Source organism: Streptomyces sp. NPDC005808 (genome assembly GCF_042871385.1).
Lineage (GTDB): Bacteria > Actinomycetota > Actinomycetes > Streptomycetales > Streptomycetaceae > Streptomyces.
Window position 1 is genome coordinate 539772 of the sequence record NZ_JBIAIK010000001.1, and the last position, 16797, is coordinate 556568.

The following is a 16797-nucleotide window of genomic DNA, read 5'->3' on the forward strand; positions in this document are numbered from 1 at the left end:
GTGACCTCACTGGCTGCGGTATACCAGGTGTACCCAGGTTGCAGGTGGTGCGACGATGGACGTTATGGGGGACAAGGCAACTCTGTTGGATACAGGGCGTTTTGTGCAGCCTTCCGACCGGGACGAAACCGGCGAGGCTGTCGAGGAAGCACGCCAACGGCTCGCCGCGGAAGCCGGCGATGTCGAGGCGATGAGTGTCCTCGGAGCGATGCTGCTGCGCCGTGGTGATCTCGACGGAGCCGAGCCTCAGCTGCGCGCTGCCACCGCCGCCGGTGACCGCGCGGCCGCCAACAACCTGGGTGTCCTCCTGCACCAGCGCGGGTACGCCGAAGACGCCGCCGGCTGGTGGCGGATCGCCGCCGTCGCGGGTTCCGCGGCAGCGGCGCACGCCCTCGGCCGCTACCACCGTGAGCGCGGCGACGAGCCCGCCGCCGAGTACTGGCTGCGCCAGTCCGCCGAGCAGGGGCACGCGCTGGGCGCGTACGCGCTCGCGGATCTGCTGGAGCACCGTGCCGACGTGGGTGCGGAACAGTGGATGCGGGCCGCCGCCGAGCGCGGGCATCGCGAGGCGGCCTACCGGCTGGCGCGGGCCCTCGACCGCAAAGTGGTGGACTCGGGCCGGGCCAGGGCAGACAACGGCGTCATCGGCGCCGGCGGTGAAGAGGCCGAGCAGTGGTACCGGCAGGCCGCCGCGCGTGGGCACCGGCGTGCCGCGCTGCATCTCGGGGCGATCCTGGAGAAGCGCGGCCAGCTCAAGGAGGCCGGGCGCTGGTATCTGACGTCCGCCAAGGACGGCGAGGCGCGGGCCGCCTGCGCCCTTGGCTTCCTGCTGCGGGACGCGGGCGACCCCGACAGCGCCGCAGTGTGGTGGCTGCGGGCCGCTCAGGACGGCGACGGGAACGCGGCCAACGCCCTGGGCGCGCTGCACGCCGAGCGCGGCGAGACGCAGACCGCCGAGCGGTGGTACCGCGCCGCGATGGACGCCGGCGATGTGAACGGGGCGTACAACCTCGGGCTGCTCTGCGCCGAGCAGGGGAGGACCGCGCAGGCCGAGCAGTGGTACCGGCGTGCCGCGTACGCCGGTCATCGCGAGGCGGCGAACGCGCTCGCCATCCTGCTGCTCCAGGTCGGCGACGCCGCCGGGGCCCAGCCGTGGTTCTCCAAGGCTGCGGAGGCCGGCAGCGTGGACGCCGCGTTCAATCTGGGGATTCTGCATGCCGGGCGGGGGACCGAGGACGACGACGAGGCGGCGCTGCGGTGGTATGAGCGGGCCGCTGCCGCCGGGCACACCGAGGCGGCCCTTCAGGTGGCCATCGCGCGGCTGAGGGAGGGCGACGAGCGGGAGGCCGAGCGGCATCTGAGGGGTGCGGCGGGAGGCGGCAGCGCCGAGGCGGCGTACCGGCTTGCCGCCGTGCTCGACGCTCGGCGGCCGCCGGTGCCCGCGCATGAGCTGGGGGAGCCCGCGCAGGAGAAGAGCGAGTGCGAGGAGTGGTACGAGCGGGCGGCGTCCCAGGGGCACCGGCGAGCGCAGGTTCGGGTCGGCATGCTGGCCGCCGCGCGGGGCGATGTGGTGGAGGCGGCGCGGTGGTACCGCGAGGCCGCGGAGGCCGGGTCGCGGAACGGGGCGTTCAATCTCGGGCTGTTGCTCGCTCGGGAGGGGAGTGAGCCGGAGGCCGCGGTGTGGTGGGAGCGGGCCGCTGACGCGGGGCATGGGCGGGCTGCGCTTCGGCTCGCGCTGGTGTATGCGCGTGGCGGGGAGCTGGCCGAGGGGCAGCGGTGGGCCGACCGTGCGGTGTCTCTCGGGCCGGCCGAGGTCTCCGAGCGGGCGGCTCGGTTGCGGGATGCGTTGCGGGAGGAGTTATCGGCGTGACGTTGCACCGGGCTGTGACGGTGCTCTGCGTCGGTGGTGGGGGGGCGGGGATTTTCTTCGCCTTCTCCGCCCCTGCCCGTCCCTTGTTCCTGGGGGCTGCCGCCCCCAGATCCCCGCTGTCGCGCTGGACGCGCTCGTCCTCACACGCCGGACGGGCTGAAAGGTACCGGACGGGCCGGCTGGTGCCGGACCGGCTGAAACGGATTTGCGCTGGTCCGCGGCGGTGACGTACTGTTCAGATCAACGGCGCGGGGTGGAGCAGCTCGGTAGCTCGCTGGGCTCATAACCCAGAGGTCGCAGGTTCAAATCCTGTCCCCGCTACTGAAGACCGAAGGCCCGGAATCATTGATTCCGGGCCTTCGGTGTGTTCGGTGTGTTCGGTGTGTTCGGTGTGTTCGCCAGGTCAGGCTGCCGCGCAGTTCGGGCAGACGCCGCGGTAGGTCACCTCGACGTCCGAGACCGTGAAGCCGAAGCGCTCCGAGTCGGGGAGATCGCTGAGCGGGTTGCCGTCCGGGTGCACGTCGCGGATCGCGCCGCACTGGGCGCAGACCAGGTGGTGGTGCGGACGGTGCGCGTTCGGGTCGTACCGCTTGGCACGCTTGTCGGTCGCCACTTCCAGTACCTCGCCGAGTGAGACCAGCTCGCCCAAGGTGTTGTAGACGGTCGCCCGTGAGATCTCCGGCAGCTTGGCGACAGCGCGTGCGTGCACCTCGTCGGCCGTCAGGTGGACGTGATCGCCGTCGAGGACCTCGGCCACTACACGCCGCTGCGAGGTCATCCGCCAGCCGCGGCCGCGCAGTCGTTCCAACAGGTCGCTCATACGAACCAGCCTAACAGTAAGGGGAACAGATCCCGAACAGGTGTGACTTTGGAGTCTTACTTGAATTAGATGATGTCTAATGTAGGATCTGCTTTGGCATTGAACCGGGGGACAGAACTTGTACGAATGACGCAGGAGGCGCACGTGACGCAGGGACCGCTTACGACCGAGGCCGGTGCGCCGGTGGCGGACAACCAGAACAGTGAGACCGCGGGCGTCGGTGGGCCCGTCCTCGTGCAGGACCAGGCGCTGCTGGAAAAGCTCGCGCACTTCAACCGGGAGCGGATCCCGGAGCGGATCGTGCACGCCCGTGGCGCAGGCGCGTACGGCACCTTCACGCTCACCCGTGACGTCTCGCAGTGGACCCGCGCGAAGTTCCTCTCCGAGGTCGGCAAGCAGACGGAGACCTTCCTGCGGTTCTCGACCGTGGCCGGCAACCTCGGTTCCGCGGACGCGGTCCGTGATCCCCGCGGCTTCGCGCTGAAGTTCTACACCGAGGAGGGCAACTACGACCTCGTCGGCAACAACACCCCGGTGTTCTTCATCAAGGACGCCATCAAGTTCCCGGACTTCATCCACACGCAGAAGCGCGACCCGTACACCGGATCGCAGGAAGCCGACAACGTCTGGGACTTCTGGGGTCTCTCGCCCGAGTCCACACATCAGGTGACCTGGCTCTTCGGCGACCGCGGTATCCCGGCGACGCTGCGTCACATGAACGGCTACGGGTCCCACACGTACCAGTGGAACAACGAGGCCGGCGAGGTCTTCTGGGTCAAGTACCACTTCAAGACCGATCAGGGCATCAAGAACCTGACCACCGAAGAGGCCGTCCGTCTCTCCGGTGTCGACCCCGACTCGCACCAGCGCGATCTGCGCGAGGCCATCGAGCGCGGTGACTTCCCGTCCTGGACCGTGCAGGTGCAGATCATGCCGGCGGCCGAGGCGGCGCACTACCGCTTCAACCCCTTCGACCTCACCAAGGTGTGGCCGCACGAGGACTATCCGCCGGTCGAGATCGGCAGGCTCGAGCTGAACCGGAACCCGGAGAACATCTTCGCCGAGGTCGAGCAGAGCATCTTCTCCCCGGCTCACTTCGTGCCGGGCATCGGGCCCTCGCCCGACAAGATGCTCCAGGGACGGCTGTTCGCGTACGGCGACGCCCACCGCTACCGCGTCGGCATCAACGCAGACCACCTGCCGGTGAACCGGCCGCACGCCACCGAGGCGCGTACCAACTCGCGTGACGGCTTCTTGTACGACGGCCGCCACAAGGGTGCCAAGAACTATGAGCCCAACTCCTTCGGTGGTCCCGTCCAGACCGACCGTCCGCTGTGGGTGTCGACCCCGGTCTCCGGTGGAACCGGCAACCACGAGGCTCCCCTTCACGCTGAGGACGACGACTTCGTGCAGGCGGGCAATCTGTACCGGCTGTTCTCCGAGGACGAGAAGGTCCGTCTGATCGAGAACCTGGCGGGGTTCATCGCCAAGGTCTCCCGGGATGACATCGCCGAGCGGGCGATCGACAACTTCCGGCGGGCGGACGGGGACTTCGGGAAGCGGTTGGAGGCCGCGGTTCAGGGGCTGCGGGGCTGATGACAGCCGGCGACCGGTTGGAGCAGCGGCGACCGGCCGGTTGGAGCGCTTGTCCTTGGGGCGGGCCGGATCTCCTGGAAAGGGGTCCGGCCCGTTTGCGTGGGCGGGGGAGTCTCAGACCTGTGCGGGGGCGCGTCGGCCGGTCGGGGCCCAGCAGCGGATGATGTCGCGGACGGAGACGATGCCGACGGGGCCCGTTCCGTCGAGCACGATCAGGTGCCGGAAGCCGCCGTGCGACATGGCTGTCGCGGCCTCCTCCAGAGTCCAGGCGGGGGCGGCGAACACGACGTCGGTGGTGGTGTGGCTGCCTGCGGTCTCGGTGTCGGGGTTCTGGCCGAGGGCCACCGAGTTGAGGATGTCGCGCTCGGTGAGGATTCCTAGTCCGCTGGAGTCCTCGTCGAGGACTACGGCCGCGCCGATGCGGCGAGCGGACATCAGGCGGGCCGCCTGGCGGAGGGTGTGTGCCGGGCCGATGGTGAGGACCACCGTACTCATGGCGTCGCGGACGAGCATGGGCTGGAGCCACCTCCTTGGTGGATCGCTTGGCCTGACGGGGTGCCGGTTGCTTGGCCGCGTCCGGGATCTCGGCCGGGGTGCCGGTGCCGGTTGCTTGGTGGCTGCGTCCGGGATCTCGGCGGGGGTGCCGGTTGCTTGGCCGTTCCCTGTTCCTCGGCGGGGTGCCGATTCCCTGGTTGCGCCGGTTCCTCGGCGAAGCACCGATTCCCCGGCTGGAGCGTCAAGTTCGCTGGCGAGCCGTCATGAGAAGTGATTCACATGTTCACAAGTGGGGGGACCCTCAGAGTCGCAGGTAAAAGGGGGGTCAACAAGGGGGCGCGTGCGGCGAGTTCGGGGCGCCCGCGGCTTGCGAAGCAGGATCGGTTTCAGTACCGCTGGTTCAGGTATCCCAGCAGTTCGTCATGGAGGATGCCGTTCGACGCCGCCGCGTTGCCGCTGTGCGGGCCGGGGCGGCCGTCGAGGCCGGTGAAGGAGCCGCCCGCCTCGGTCACGATGATCGCGTTCGCTGCCATGTCCCATAGCGACAGCTCGGGTTCGGCGCAGATGTCGACCGAGCCCTCGGCGACCATCATGTACGGCCAGAAGTCGCCGTAGCCGCGGGTGCGCCAGACGACCTTCGTGAGGTCGAGGAAGCCGTCGAGGCGGCCCTGGTTCTCCCAGCCGCTGAGGGACGAGTACGCGAAGGAGGCGTCCGCCATGCGGGAGACCCTGGAGACCCGGAGCGGGGAGGCCGAGGTGAGGCTGCGGCCCGTGTACGCGCCGTGGCCCTTCGCGGCCCACCAGCGGCGGCCGAGCGCGGGGGCGGAGACCACGCCGACGACCGGCTGGTAGCCGCCCTCGGCTGCCGCCATCAGGGAGATGAGGGTGGCCCAGACGGGGACGCCGCGTACGTAGTTCTTGGTGCCGTCGATCGGGTCGATCACCCAGCGGCGGGGGCCTGTGCCCTCGATGCCGTACTCCTCGCCGAGGATCGCGTCTCGCGGCCTTGCCCGCTGGAGCTGGCCGCGGATGAGTTCCTCGGCGGATTTGTCGGCCTCGCTCACCGGGGTCATGTCCGGCTTGGTCTCGACCTTCAGGTCGAGCGCCTTGAACCGGGCCATCGTCGCGGCGTCGGCGGCGTCCGCCAGGACGTGGGCGAGACGCAGGTCATCGTGATAGTCGGGCATGAGCGAACCGTATCTGCCTGCTCCTGGGGAGGGCTATACGGCCTGGGAGATCTTCGTGGGGGGCGATGGGGAGGCGATGCGGGGCGGTGCGGGGGGTGACTTGGGACTGGCGTGGGCTGGCGTGGGCTGGTGCGGGGGTGCGGGGGTGCGGGGGTGCGGGGGTGCGGGGGTGCGGGGGTGCCGGGGTGCGGGGGTGCGGGGGTGCGGGGGTGCCGGGGTGGCGTGGTGCCGGCGTGGGGCCGGCGCTGGCCGGCTGTGCGCGTGCGTGTCGCTTGGTGTTTCTGCTGGGGGCGGGTCGCGGGCGCTTTGCCTTCGCGCCGGGGGCGGGGTCGCTTCGCGATTCCGCCGCGGGTGGGTCGGGGCCGGGCCGGAGCCTCCGTCCTCGGTCTGGCGCGGAATCGGTTGCTCAATAGGGGGCGGTGTTGACGCGCCAGCCGCTGCGGGCGGAGGTTCCGGCCCGGCCCCTTCGGTGGGGCGGCGGGTGCGGGTGCGGGTGCGGATGGGGTCGGCGGTGGCGCGGGCTCGTCTCCGTCACCCACTGCCCACGGTCACCCGCTGCCCACGGTCCCTCGCTACCCGTGGTCCCCCGCTACCCGTGGTCGTCCGCCTCCGTCCGCAATCGCCGCCTGCCATCGTCGGCCGGCGCCCGCAATCGGAGCCTGCTATCGCCGTGCGCCGTTCGCCGTCGCCGTTCGCCGTCGCCGTCCGCAAGCGTCGTCCGTCGGGCGTCCCTCGGGTAGTGAGTGATGGCTCGGCTTCGCCATTGGGTGGGGGCGTGCGGTGGGGGCGTGCGCCTCTGGGGTGTCGCGAACCCTTGACAGTGAACCTGTGCGCGTCAAATCTGAGCTGCGGAGCCGATCGGCCCAGGGAGGCGATGATGCCTGCAGCTCGGGAATCTCTTTTGGACGCCGCCTTTACGGCGCTTGCGCGTCGGGCGTGGTCCGCGGTGCGGATGGTCGATGTGGCCGCCGTCGCCGGGGTGTCACGACAGACGCTGTACAACGAGTTCGGGAGCAAAGACGGGCTTGCGCGTGCCCTCGTGCGGCGGGAGGCCGATGCCTATCTCGCGGGGGTCGAGCGGGCGTTGTCCGCCCATGTGGACGCGCGGGAGCGGCTGGTGGCTACCGCTGAGTGGACCGCGTCCGCGGCGCGGGGCAACGTACTCGTACGGGCTTTGCTGACCGGGTGCTGGAGTGAGCGGCTGCCTTCGCCGACGCTCTCGGCGGTGCCCTCGTCGTCCGCCGTACCCGCGCAGCGGCGGGCGGACGGGCCACTGCCCTCGCCCGCCGACCTCGTGGCGCTGGTTCGTGACCGGGCCGTCGCCTCGCTGGCCGCGTCGAGGGCGGACACGGCCGAACTCGCCCGCTCCTGCGAACTGGTCGTGCGTCTGTCGCTGTCCTGTGTGGCGGCGCCTCCCGGTGAGGGAGGGGTGACCGATCTGGTGAAGGCCGCGCTGCCACCCGTGCACCGCCTCAGCGTCTAGATGTGTATCTAGAGCGCGGGGGAAAGGAGCAGAGGGGAGCAGCGGAGTGCCGAGGGAAGGTGTGGAGAAGGGTCAGTGGGCCGAGCCTGACAGTTGAAGGCCGATGACCCCGACGATCACGAAGCTGATCGACACGAGCTTCAGGGTCGATACCAGGTCGCCGAGGAAGATCATGCCGTAGATCGCGGTGCCCGCCGCGCCGATGCCGGTCCACACCGCGTACGCGGGGCCGACGTCCAGCTTCTTCAGGGAGAGGGTCAGCAGGCCGAAGCTGCCCAGCGCGAAGATGCAGAACGCGACCGTGGGCCAGAGTCTGGTGAAGCCGTGCGAGAGCTTCAGACAGACTGCGAAGCCGGTTTCCAGCAGTCCTGCCACGACAACCAGCAGCCATGCCATGGCTTGTCCTCCCACGTCCGAAAGTCGACTGCTTGGTCTGGTGTGTGCGGTTCAGGTCAGCGGTTTCCGGGGGCTCTCGGTGCGATTATGCATTTACCGGCGCGGTACGGGCGCAAACAACGCGGAGGTCGTAGGGCGAACAAGCGGTGTCAGTCGCCTTCGTGCCGTTCCCGCGTCGCGAGCAGCCGGCGCAGGGAGTAGAGCCGCGCGGGGTCCGCGTGACCGTCGGCCACCCACTGGTCCAGTGCGCAGTCCGGCTCGTCGTGACTGCATGCGCGCGGGCAGCCCTCGGTGCCCGGTTCGAGGTCGGGGAAGGCCTTGATGACGCGGGAGGGGTCCACGTGGTGCAGGCCGAAGGAGCGGAGTCCTGGGGTGTCGATGACCCAGCCTGCGGCCTCGGGTAGTGGGATTGCTCGTGCCGAGGTGGTGGTGTGCCGGCCACGCCCGGTGACTGCGTTGACATGGCCCGTCGTTCGCCGCCTGTCACGTGAGACCAGTGCGTTGACCAGCGTCGTCTTGCCCACGCCGGAGTGTCCGATGAACGCCGTGATTTTGTTGTTGAGTTGCTCGCGTACCCGGTCCACCGCGTGGCCGTCCTCGAACTCCTCGCGCGTGGTGACGACGTACGGGATGTCCAAGTCGCCGTACAGCTCGAGGAGTTTGTCCGGTGGGGCGAGGTCCGACTTCGTCAGGACGAGGAGGGGTTCCAGGCCGCCGTCGTATGCCGCCACCAGGCAGCGGTCGATCAGGCGGGGGCGCGGCTCGGGGTCGGCGAGGGCCGTGACGATGGCGAGCTGGTCGGCATTGGCGACGACCACGCGCTCGAACGGGTCGTCGTCGTCGGCCGTGCGGCGCAGGACCGAGGTGCGCGGCTCGATGCGGACGATGCGGGCCAGGGTGTCCTTGGCGCCGGACAGGTCACCGATGATGGCGACACGGTCACCGACCACTGCCGCCTTGCGGCCCAGTTCGCGCGCCTTCACGGCCATCACGACACGGTCGTCGACGAGGCAGGTGAGCCGCCCTCGGTCGACGGTGAGGACCATGCCTTCCGAGGCGTCCTCGTGCTTGGGGCGGATGTTCGTACGTGGACGGTTGCCCTTGCGGTTGGGGCGGGTGGGGATGTCGTCCTCGTCGGGGTTCTTGCCGTAGCGGCGCATGATCGTGTTCCGCCCGTCAGTTCCCGAGCATTCCGGTCCACAGATCGGGGAAGTCCGGGAGGGTCTTCGCCGTCGTCGCCACGTTCTCGATCTGTACGTCCTCCACCGCCAGGCCGATGATCGCGCCGGCGGTCGCCATGCGGTGGTCGTCATAGGTGTGGAAGATGCCGCCGTGCAGTCGGCGCGGGCGGATGTGCAGGCCGTCGGCGGTCTCGGTGACATCGCCGCCGAGTTCGTTGATCTCCTTGGTGAGCGCGGCCAGGCGGTCCGTCTCGTGGAGGCGGAGATGGGCCACGCCGCGCAGCGTCGAGGGGGAGTCGGCGAGCGCCGCCACCGCCGCGATGCCCGGGGTGAGCTCGCCGACCTCGCTCAGGTCCACGTCGATGCCGTGGACCGAGCCCGAGCCGGTGAACTCCAGGCCCGCCTCGGTCAGTTCGCAGGAACCGCCCATTTCGGTGAAGATCTCCCGCAGCCTGTCGCCCGGCTGGGTGGTGTGCGCGGGCCAGTCGGGGACGACGACCTTGCCGCCGGTCACCAGGGCCGCCGCCAGGAACGGCTGCGCGTTGGACAGGTCCGGCTCGACGGTGAGGTCCCGGCCGAGCAGGGCGCCCGGCGTGACCCGCCAGACGTTGGGCTCGCCGCCGGACTCCGGGGTGTCCACCTGGGCGCCGACCGCGCGCAGCATGTCGACCGTCATCCGGATGTGCGGCATGGAGGGGAGCGAGGAGCCGATGTGGCGGACCTCCACCCCCTGGTTGAAGCGCGGGCCGGAGAGAAGGAGGGCCGAGACGAACTGGGAGGACGAGGACGCGTCGATCTCCACCGGGCCGCCGTCCAGAGCGCCGCCGCCGTGCACGGTCAGCGGCAGGGCGCCGCGCCCGTCGTCGTCGATCCGGGCGCCGAGCAGGCGCAGCGCGTCGATCACGCCGTTCAGGGGGCGCTCGTAGGAACGCGGGTCGCCGTCGAAGCGGATGGGGCCGTCGGCGAGCGCGGCGACCGGGGGCAGGAAGCGCATCACCGTGCCGGCGTTGCCGACGTCGACCGTGGCCGGACCCTGCAGGCCCGAGGGGATGACCCGCCACGCCTCGCCCGAGGCGTCCGGGACCCCGGCGACCGTGGAGCTGGACGACACCGTCTCCTCGATGCCCACGCCCATCGCGCGCAGCCCACCCGCCATCAGCAGGGTGTCGCGGGAGCGGAGCGGGCGGCGCAGCCAGCCGGGCTCGGAGGCGAGCGCCGCGAGGACGAGGGCACGGTTGGTGACCGACTTGGACCCCGGAACGTGAACCGTCGCGTCGACGGCTCCGCTTGCGTGCGGGGCGGGCCAGAGGGCGGTGTGGGCGGGGTTAACGGTCATGCGCCCCACTTTAGTGGCGGTTCGCTGCGCTGGGTTTGGCCGGGGAACGGCCCCACGCCGCCGAGTTCCCGGGCGTCACACCTCCAGGAGCCAGCGGCCCCCGCCTATCAGGGAGCACAGGGACACCGTGTGGAACAGGAAGAGCCACAGGCCCGGCGGTACGTGCGTGAGGCGGGAAAGCTGGTCGGCGTCCGAGTCGCCCGCCCCGCCGCGGCTCCGCTTCGCCTGCAGCTCGAACGCCGGGCGGACGCCTCCGACCAGCAGGAACCACACCACCGCGTACGCGAACGCCGCCTGGACCTGCGGGCCGGCGAGCCAGGAGACCACCACGAAGGTGCCGCCGGTGAGAAGCACCGTGAGCGCGCCGTACGCGTTGCGGATCATCACCAGCATCGCCACAAGGAGGAGGGTGGCCAGCCAGAGCAGGGCGGTGATGTGGCCGGCGCCGAGCAGTGCGGCGCCGCCGAGGCCGAGCAGCGGGGGAGCGGTGTAGCCCGAGGCGGCGGTGAGGATCATGCCGAGCCCGGTGGGCTTGCCGCGGCTGACGGTGAGGCCGCTGGTGTCGGAGTGCAGCCGTATACCGCTCAGGCTGCGCCCGGTCAGCAGGGCGACAAGACCGTGGCCGCCCTCGTGCGCGATGGTGATGGCGTTGCGGGAGAGCCGCCAGACGCCGTGCGGGACGGTCACGGCGAGGGCCGCGACGAGGGTGGCGATCACCACCCACAGGTCGGGGTCCGGCTGGCTGCCGAAGACCTGGTCCCAGAGCCCTGACAGCGAGGTGGCTGCGGTGCTGTCCATTGTCGGCGGAGGCTCCCTCTGGTGTCGTGGAATCTGGCAGTGTGGCACGTATGTGCGGACGGTATGCAGCGAGTCGTAGCCCCGAGGATCTCGCAGGAATCTTTGAGATCGAGAAGTGGGAGCCGGAGGAGGTTCTGGCCCCCGATTTCAACGTGGCCCCGACCAAAGAGGTCTATGCGGTTCTCGACCGTCCCGTTAAGGACGCCGACTCCTCGGAACCGGTTCGCCAGCTGCGCACACTCAAGTGGGGGCTCGTTCCGTCCTGGGCCAAGACGCCCGAGGGTGGCGCCCGGATGATCAACGCGCGTGCCGAGACCGTCCATGAGAAGCCCTCGTACCGCAAGGCCTTCGCCGCCCGGCGCTGCATCATCCCCGCCGACGGCTACTACGAGTGGGTCACCGGAGCCGGAGAGCGCGAGCTGGAGGTCGAGGGGAAGAAGAAGCGGCCGCGCAAGCAGCCGTACTTCGTGACGCCTGCCGACGGATCGGTCTTCGCCATGGCAGGACTGTACGAGTTCTGGCGGGACCGGACGCTTCCCGACGAGCATCCGCTGGCCTGGTGGGTGACGTGTTCCGTCATCACGACCGAGGCGGAGACCACGCCGCTCGCGGTTGCTCCCGGCGACGGGCCGCACGCTCTGGCCGACATCCATCCCCGTATGCCGCTGATGCTCACGCCGGATCGCTGGGACGCCTGGCTGGATCCCGCGCGGACGGATGTCGAGGACCTGCGGTCGCTGCTCGCTCCGCCTCCGGCGGGTTTGATGCGTGCCTATCCCGTCTCCACGGCCGTGAGCAACGTGCGGAACAACGGACCGGAGCTGCTCGATGAGTTGGAGGCGCCGGAAGAAGGGACTCTCTTCTGACCGCTCGCGGAGGAAGCCGTCCCGGCCCTGCAGAGGGCACACTCTGTGGCGTGACGGAGATCATTGAGACTGATGCCGGTGCGGCCCGTGTCACCTGGCGTGAGGCGCCTGGCGCGCGGCTTGTCCTTGCTGTCAGTCATGGGGCGGGCGGGGGTGTCGAGGCGCGGGACCTTCAGGCGTTGGCGGCGGTGCTCCCCGCGCACGGGGTGAGTGTCGCGCTGGTCGAGCAGCCCTGGCGGGTGGCCGACAAGAAGGTGGCGCCCGCGCCGAAGACGCTCGACGTGGGGTGGCGGGGAGTGTGGCCCGCGCTGGCCGAGCGTGGGCTGCCGGTGATCGCGGGCGGGCGCAGTGCCGGAGCTCGCGTGGCCTGTCGTACGGCGGTGGAGCTGGGGGCCGCTGCCGCCTTGGCGCTCAGTTTCCCCCTGCACCCGCCGGGCCGACCCGAGAAGTCGCGCGCCGGCGAGCTGCTCGGCTCTGGGGTGCCCACCCTCGTCGTACAGGGCGGGAACGATCCGTTCGGGAAGCCCGAGGAGTTCCCGGCGGGGTCGTACGACATCGTCGAGGTGCCGTACGGCGATCATGGATTCGCCGTCCCGAAAAGGGCGCCGATCGAACAGGACGAGGCTGTGAGGATCATCACTGACGGTGTCGTGAAGTGGGCCTCGTCTCTCGGATGACGCCCGGGAATGCCGAGCGGCGGGCCTCTGTTGTGGGAGTACAGACAGCACGGAGCGCGTGCTGGACCGTTCGTACGAGAGGAAGTCCGCCGCATGGGTTCGACCATCTGCCCGAGCCGCAACAGCAGCGCTGACCTGGACTGGACGGTGCTGCACGCGGGTAAGAACGCGCCTATTCGGGCGGCGGCGGGTGTCGATGTTCGTCTATCCTCCGATTCCAGTGGGACCGGTCTCGGTCTCGCTACGTCGCTGGAGGAGGTGGGTCCGGTCACTGGGACCGACGCAGGGACCGAACATGGCCAGGCGGACCAGCCCGAGGGCCAGGGCACGAGCGACGCGACGCCGGAATCGTCCACGGAGCGCAGCGCGCGCTTCGAGCGGGACGCGCTCGAATTCCTCGACCAGATGTACTCGGCCGCGCTGCGCATGACGCGCAATCCGGCCGACGCCGAGGACCTGGTGCAGGAGACGTACGCGAAGGCGTACGCGTCCTTCCACCAGTTCCGTGAAGGCACCAACCTCAAGGCGTGGCTCTACCGCATCCTCACCAACACCTTCATCAACTCGTACCGCAAGAAGCAGCGTGAGCCCCAGCGCAGTGCGGCCGAGGAGATCGAGGACTGGCAGCTGGCGCGCGCCGAGTCGCACATGTCGACCGGTCTGCGCTCCGCCGAGTCGCAGGCGCTCGACCACCTGCCCGACTCGGACGTCAAGTCGGCTCTGCAGGCGATCCCCGAGGAATTCCGGATCGCCGTCTATCTCGCGGACGTAGAGGGCTTTGCGTACAAAGAGATCGCCGACATCATGGGGACACCCATCGGCACGGTGATGTCCCGGCTGCACCGGGGCCGTCGCCAACTGCGCGGCATGCTCGAGGACTACGCGCGTGACCGCGGGCTGGTTCCGGCCGGTGCCGGAGAGTCGAACGAAGCGAAAGGCTCGGGCTCATGAGCTGCGGAGAGCCGCACGAGACGGACTGCAGTGAGGTACTCGACCACCTTTACGAGTTCCTCGACCGCGAGATGCCTGACGCGGACTGCACCAAGTTCGAAGTGCATTTCGAGGAGTGCTCGCCGTGCCTGGAGAAGTACGGGCTCGAGCAGGCCGTGAAGAAGCTGGTCAAGCGGTGCTGCGGTCAGGACGATGTGCCGACCGATCTGCGTGCCAAGGTCATGGGACGGATCGATCTGATCCGGTCCGGGCAGACCGTGCCCGAGCATGATGTGGCCGCCACGCCCCAGGAGTCCTGAGCCACCGGCTCGGAGGCGTTCCCAAAGGGCTTCCCGTCACCCGAACGTGCTAATCCGTGGGCTCTGAACCCGCGGATTGGGCCGTTGGTGTGCCCCGGCCTTTCCCGCCGCCCTAGGCTCCGGAGTTCTGGAGTCGGGGAGGGGACGAGCAGATGGGGTCGGTACCGGCGTGGGCCCGTGCGTATGTGGCCTGTGTCGTTCTCGGTGCCCTGGCCTGTCTGGCCCCACTGCCCGCCGTCCGGGTTCCCTGGTGGATCGTCGCGTTGCTCTCGGCGCTGTATGCCGGGTGCGAGCGGATCACCCTTCCGCGTGGGCCGAGGGCCGCGGGTGGGCCCGGCCGCGAGGCCCCCAGAGGGATGGGCACCTTTCTCCCCGTGCTGCTGGCCGGGGCTTTTCTGCTGCCGCCCCCTGCCGCTGCGCTCGTCGCGCTGCCCGGGGCCCTGTTCGCCCGGGTCGAGCAGCGGCCGCGGTGGCTGCGCCGGGTATGGCGGGCGGCGCAGCTCGCCGTCGCCATCTGGGCGGCCTCCCGGGTGCACTGGGCGCTGGGCGGCCGGGACGCCGTGGTCGCGCCCCACTTCCCGTACGCGCTGGTGTCCGCCGGGGCCGCGGTGCTGACCTTCTGCCTCGTGCTCACCCTCCTGGACGGCGGCATTCTCGCGCTGGCCGAGCGGGTGCCGCCGCGCATCGCCTGGCGCGGGCTCTTTTCGCGCTCGCTCGCGCCCGTCGCCGTGCACGGGCTCGCGGGGCTGATGATGGCGGTGCTGTGGCGCAGTCCGTACGGGCCGGTCGCCGCGCTGCTCGTGCTGTTGCCGATGTACGTCTCCTGCTGGGTGTTCGCTCAGTACCACCGGGAGCGGGCGGCCCACCAGGCCACCATTCGTGCGCTCGTCCAGGCCGTTGACATCAAGGACGGTTACACGCGCGGGCACAGTGAGCGGGTCGGGCAGGCGTCGATGATGATCGCGCGTGAACTCGGCATGGACGACGAGCGTGCCGAGGTGCTGCGGTTCGCCGGGATCCTGCACGACGTGGGGAAGCTGGGGGTTCCCACCCGGTTGTTGCGGAAGGACGGGCCGCTGACTCCCGAGGAGCGGCGGGTGATCGAGCTGCATCCCGAGTACGGGCACGAGATGGTGCGGGGGATCGCGTTTCTGGGAGAGGCCCGGTCGGCGATTCTGCATCACCATGAGCGGCTGGACGGGAGCGGGTACCCGTACGGGCTGATCGGGGCGCAGATTCCGGAGTTCGCCCGGGTGGTGGCTGTCGCGGACGCGTTCGACGCGATGACGTCCACGCGGTCCTATCGGCGGGCGCGGCCGGTGCCGGCGGCACTGGAGGAGCTCGAGCGGTGTGCGGGGGCGCAGTTCGATCCGGGGATGGTGGAGGCGTTGGTGCGGGCGCTGTCCCGATACGGGTGGCGTCCCGCCGTTACGGCTGACACGAATACGCCCCTTCGCGGCGGTGTTCACCCACCCGCTGCGCCACCGGTTTCCAGTCGGATGGATGGGCACCCCACAAACGCCGGCCGGAGCGGCCCGTGAGTACTCCGCTCGCCCTCACACTCGCCCGTACCCTCGCTCTCCTCCTCGCCCTCGTCTCCCTCGCCGTCACCCTCTGGACCGGCGTCGAGGACCGCCGTACAGCCCTCGCCTTCGGCATCCTCATCGCCGTGGGTGAGCTCACCCGGTGGCGGGGCGCCGAGGAGAGGGAGTCCGCCCCGCTCGGGGCCGCGGGGGCGCTGTCGTACGCGCTGCTCGGGGAGAACGCCGGGCAGGCGACGCATCACGGGGTGCTCCAGGTCGTCGCGGTGGTCGCGGCGGCCGCTCTCCTGGGGTGTGTGCCGCATGTGGCCAGGGGACACGGGCCGACCGCCGACCACCTCACACGGCGGGTGCTCACCGTCGGATTCGCGGCCGTGTGCTTCCAACCCCTCTACAACCAGGGGGAGTTCCTGGAATGGGGCGGTCCGGCGTACGCCCTGTTGCTGGTCGCCCTGCTGGTGCTCACCGCTCTGTGCGATGCCGTGCTCGCGGCGGCGATGGCGCATTCGCGGACCCGGTGGCCGTTCGGGCCGCTGCTGCGGGACGAGTTGCGGGCCATGGCGGGGATCGGGTCCGCCGTGTGTGCGACGGGGGCCGTGATGGCACTGGCCGTCGCGGTGGTCGGGCTCTGGGCACTGCCCGTGTTCTCGCTGCCGCTGCTGCTCACGCAACTGTCCTTCCGGCGGTACGCCGCTGTGCGGGTCACCTACCGGCAGACCATCGCCTCGCTGGCCCGGGCGACCGAGATCGCGGGGTACACGCCGGCCGGGCACGCCAGGCGGGTGGCCGCGCTCAGCCGGGCCGTCGGGCGCGAGCTGGGGCTTTCTGAGCCCGACCTGACCGTGTTGGAGTACGCGGCGCTGATGCACGACATCGGACAGCTCAGCCTTCTCGACCCGGTTCCGGCCGGGGCCACCGCCGTGCTCCCGGCGGACGAACAGCGGCGGATAGCGCTGCTGGGCGGCGCCGTCGTACGACAGACGGGCGTCGACGCGGAGGTGGCGGTGGTGGTGGAACGACAGGCTGATCCGTACCGGGAGCAACCGGTCACCGCGCGGATCGTGCGGGCCGTGAACGCATACGAGGAGATGGCCAGGGAAGCAGGTCCCACAGGCCCGCTCACCGCACTGGAGAAGCTGCGCCTGGGCACCGCACGCGACTATCAGCCGGAGGTCGTGGAGTCGCTGGCCAGGGTGCTGCTGCAAAATCGGGGGAGCGTCGCGTGAGCGCGCCGTTTGAGGGTGGCGGGAGACTGGCGGGCGGCCTTAGCCTGCCCCAGGCTGGGTAACCCATGGGTAATG

The 16797-nt window shown here is 70.3% G+C and carries 16 protein-coding genes and 1 tRNA gene; 10 read left to right on the forward strand and 7 right to left on the reverse strand.

Annotated elements, in window-relative coordinates:
* Window positions 1-55 precede the first annotated feature (55 nt).
* Window positions 56-1870, forward strand: a complete 1815-nt coding sequence (locus ACFYPC_RS02420) for a tetratricopeptide repeat protein (protein ID WP_388669393.1) — start codon at window positions 56-58, stop codon at window positions 1868-1870.
* A 247-nt stretch (window positions 1871-2117) separates the two neighbouring features.
* Window positions 2118-2191: transfer RNA gene (locus ACFYPC_RS02425), tRNA-Met, on the forward strand.
* An 82-nt stretch (window positions 2192-2273) separates the two neighbouring features.
* On the opposite strand, the gene ACFYPC_RS02430 is transcribed toward ACFYPC_RS02425, so the two are convergent.
* Window positions 2274-2690 (reverse strand): Fur family transcriptional regulator, encoded by a 417-nt coding sequence (locus ACFYPC_RS02430; protein ID WP_388669396.1) that lies wholly within the window; start codon window positions 2688-2690, stop codon window positions 2274-2276.
* A 126-nt stretch (window positions 2691-2816) separates the two neighbouring features.
* Between ACFYPC_RS02430 and ACFYPC_RS02435 the strand changes: the two genes are divergently transcribed.
* Entirely contained in the window at window positions 2817-4286 is a 1470-nt protein-coding gene (locus ACFYPC_RS02435) for a catalase (RefSeq protein WP_388669399.1), read from the forward strand.
* A gap of 114 nt (window positions 4287-4400) precedes the next feature.
* Here the strand turns inward: ACFYPC_RS02435 and ACFYPC_RS02440 are convergent, their stop codons facing one another.
* Together ACFYPC_RS02440 and hisN are read right to left on the reverse strand one after the other, a co-directional pair.
* Window positions 4401-4799 (reverse strand): cyclic nucleotide-binding/CBS domain-containing protein, encoded by a 399-nt coding sequence (locus ACFYPC_RS02440; protein WP_388669402.1) that lies wholly within the window; start codon window positions 4797-4799, stop codon window positions 4401-4403.
* 368 nt (window positions 4800-5167) lie between these two features.
* On the reverse strand, window positions 5168-5968 hold the full coding sequence (hisN, locus tag ACFYPC_RS02445; RefSeq protein WP_388669405.1) for a histidinol-phosphatase: 801 nt from the start codon (window positions 5966-5968) through the stop codon (window positions 5168-5170).
* An 874-nt stretch (window positions 5969-6842) separates the two neighbouring features.
* On the opposite strand from hisN, the gene ACFYPC_RS02450 reads away from it, so the two are divergent.
* Window positions 6843-7451, forward strand: coding sequence for a TetR/AcrR family transcriptional regulator (locus ACFYPC_RS02450; RefSeq protein WP_388669408.1), 609 nt, complete (start codon window positions 6843-6845; stop codon window positions 7449-7451).
* Between the two features lie 72 nt (window positions 7452-7523).
* On the opposite strand, the gene ACFYPC_RS02455 is transcribed toward ACFYPC_RS02450, so the two are convergent.
* The 4 genes from ACFYPC_RS02455 to ACFYPC_RS02470 all read right to left on the reverse strand — a co-directional run bounded on the left by ACFYPC_RS02455 (window position 7524) and on the right by ACFYPC_RS02470 (window position 11162).
* Window positions 7524-7847, reverse strand: a complete 324-nt coding sequence (locus ACFYPC_RS02455; RefSeq protein WP_126274259.1) for a multidrug efflux SMR transporter — start codon at window positions 7845-7847, stop codon at window positions 7524-7526.
* A gap of 149 nt (window positions 7848-7996) precedes the next feature.
* The gene (gene rsgA, locus ACFYPC_RS02460; RefSeq protein ID WP_388669412.1) at window positions 7997-9007 is read right to left on the reverse strand and encodes a ribosome small subunit-dependent GTPase A; all 1011 of its coding nucleotides are present in this window, start codon (window positions 9005-9007) and stop codon (window positions 7997-7999) included.
* A 16-nt stretch (window positions 9008-9023) separates the two neighbouring features.
* Window positions 9024-10364 carry a 3-phosphoshikimate 1-carboxyvinyltransferase gene (gene aroA / locus ACFYPC_RS02465; protein WP_388669415.1) on the reverse strand — a complete coding sequence of 447 codons (1341 nt, stop codon included), beginning with the start codon at window positions 10362-10364 and terminating at the stop codon, window positions 9024-9026.
* Between the two features lie 75 nt (window positions 10365-10439).
* The gene (locus ACFYPC_RS02470) at window positions 10440-11162 is read right to left on the reverse strand and encodes a M50 family metallopeptidase (protein WP_388669417.1); all 723 of its coding nucleotides are present in this window, start codon (window positions 11160-11162) and stop codon (window positions 10440-10442) included.
* Between the two features lie 50 nt (window positions 11163-11212).
* Between ACFYPC_RS02470 and ACFYPC_RS02475 the strand changes: the two genes are divergently transcribed.
* The 6 genes from ACFYPC_RS02475 to ACFYPC_RS02500 all read left to right on the forward strand — a co-directional run bounded on the left by ACFYPC_RS02475 (window position 11213) and on the right by ACFYPC_RS02500 (window position 16722).
* On the forward strand, window positions 11213-12028 hold the full coding sequence (locus ACFYPC_RS02475; RefSeq protein WP_388669420.1) for an SOS response-associated peptidase: 816 nt from the start codon (window positions 11213-11215) through the stop codon (window positions 12026-12028).
* 50 nt (window positions 12029-12078) lie between these two features.
* On the forward strand, window positions 12079-12705 hold the full coding sequence (locus tag ACFYPC_RS02480; RefSeq protein WP_388669423.1) for an alpha/beta family hydrolase: 627 nt from the start codon (window positions 12079-12081) through the stop codon (window positions 12703-12705).
* Window positions 12706-12963: 258 nt separating this feature from the next.
* Entirely contained in the window at window positions 12964-13656 is a 693-nt protein-coding gene (sigR, locus tag ACFYPC_RS02485; protein WP_388670027.1) for an RNA polymerase sigma factor SigR, read from the forward strand.
* Window positions 13653-13955 (forward strand): mycothiol system anti-sigma-R factor, encoded by a 303-nt coding sequence (gene rsrA / locus ACFYPC_RS02490; protein WP_388669426.1) that lies wholly within the window; start codon window positions 13653-13655, stop codon window positions 13953-13955. The genes sigR and rsrA overlap by 4 nt, the downstream gene beginning before the upstream one ends.
* A 152-nt stretch (window positions 13956-14107) precedes the next feature.
* On the forward strand, window positions 14108-15496 hold the full coding sequence (locus ACFYPC_RS02495; RefSeq protein WP_388669429.1) for an HD-GYP domain-containing protein: 1389 nt from the start codon (window positions 14108-14110) through the stop codon (window positions 15494-15496).
* Complete coding sequence (locus tag ACFYPC_RS02500) at window positions 15493-16722, forward strand: HD-GYP domain-containing protein (RefSeq protein WP_388669432.1); 1230 nt, start codon at window positions 15493-15495, stop codon at window positions 16720-16722. Before ACFYPC_RS02495 ends, ACFYPC_RS02500 begins: the two co-directional genes overlap by 4 nt.
* The last annotated feature ends 75 nt before the right edge of the window (window positions 16723-16797 follow it).

Coding starts and splice junctions, on each gene's coding strand:
- ACFYPC_RS02420 (WP_388669393.1), top strand. CDS start 56: ATGGACGTTATGGGGGACAAGGCAACTCTGTTGGATACAGGGCGTTTT.
- ACFYPC_RS02430 (WP_388669396.1), bottom strand. CDS start 2,690: ATGAGCGACCTGTTGGAACGACTGCGCGGCCGCGGCTGGCGGATGACC.
- ACFYPC_RS02435 (WP_388669399.1), top strand. CDS start 2,817: ATGACGCAGGAGGCGCACGTGACGCAGGGACCGCTTACGACCGAGGCC.
- ACFYPC_RS02440 (WP_388669402.1), bottom strand. CDS start 4,799: ATGCTCGTCCGCGACGCCATGAGTACGGTGGTCCTCACCATCGGCCCG.
- hisN (WP_388669405.1), bottom strand. CDS start 5,968: ATGCCCGACTATCACGATGACCTGCGTCTCGCCCACGTCCTGGCGGAC.
- ACFYPC_RS02450 (WP_388669408.1), top strand. CDS start 6,843: ATGATGCCTGCAGCTCGGGAATCTCTTTTGGACGCCGCCTTTACGGCG.
- ACFYPC_RS02455 (WP_126274259.1), bottom strand. CDS start 7,847: ATGGCATGGCTGCTGGTTGTCGTGGCAGGACTGCTGGAAACCGGCTTC.
- rsgA (WP_388669412.1), bottom strand. CDS start 9,007: ATGCGCCGCTACGGCAAGAACCCCGACGAGGACGACATCCCCACCCGC.
- aroA (WP_388669415.1), bottom strand. CDS start 10,364: ATGACCGTTAACCCCGCCCACACCGCCCTCTGGCCCGCCCCGCACGCA.
- ACFYPC_RS02470 (WP_388669417.1), bottom strand. CDS start 11,162: ATGGACAGCACCGCAGCCACCTCGCTGTCAGGGCTCTGGGACCAGGTC.
- ACFYPC_RS02475 (WP_388669420.1), top strand. CDS start 11,213: ATGTGCGGACGGTATGCAGCGAGTCGTAGCCCCGAGGATCTCGCAGGA.
- rsrA (WP_388669426.1), top strand. CDS start 13,653: ATGAGCTGCGGAGAGCCGCACGAGACGGACTGCAGTGAGGTACTCGAC.
- ACFYPC_RS02495 (WP_388669429.1), top strand. CDS start 14,108: ATGGGGTCGGTACCGGCGTGGGCCCGTGCGTATGTGGCCTGTGTCGTT.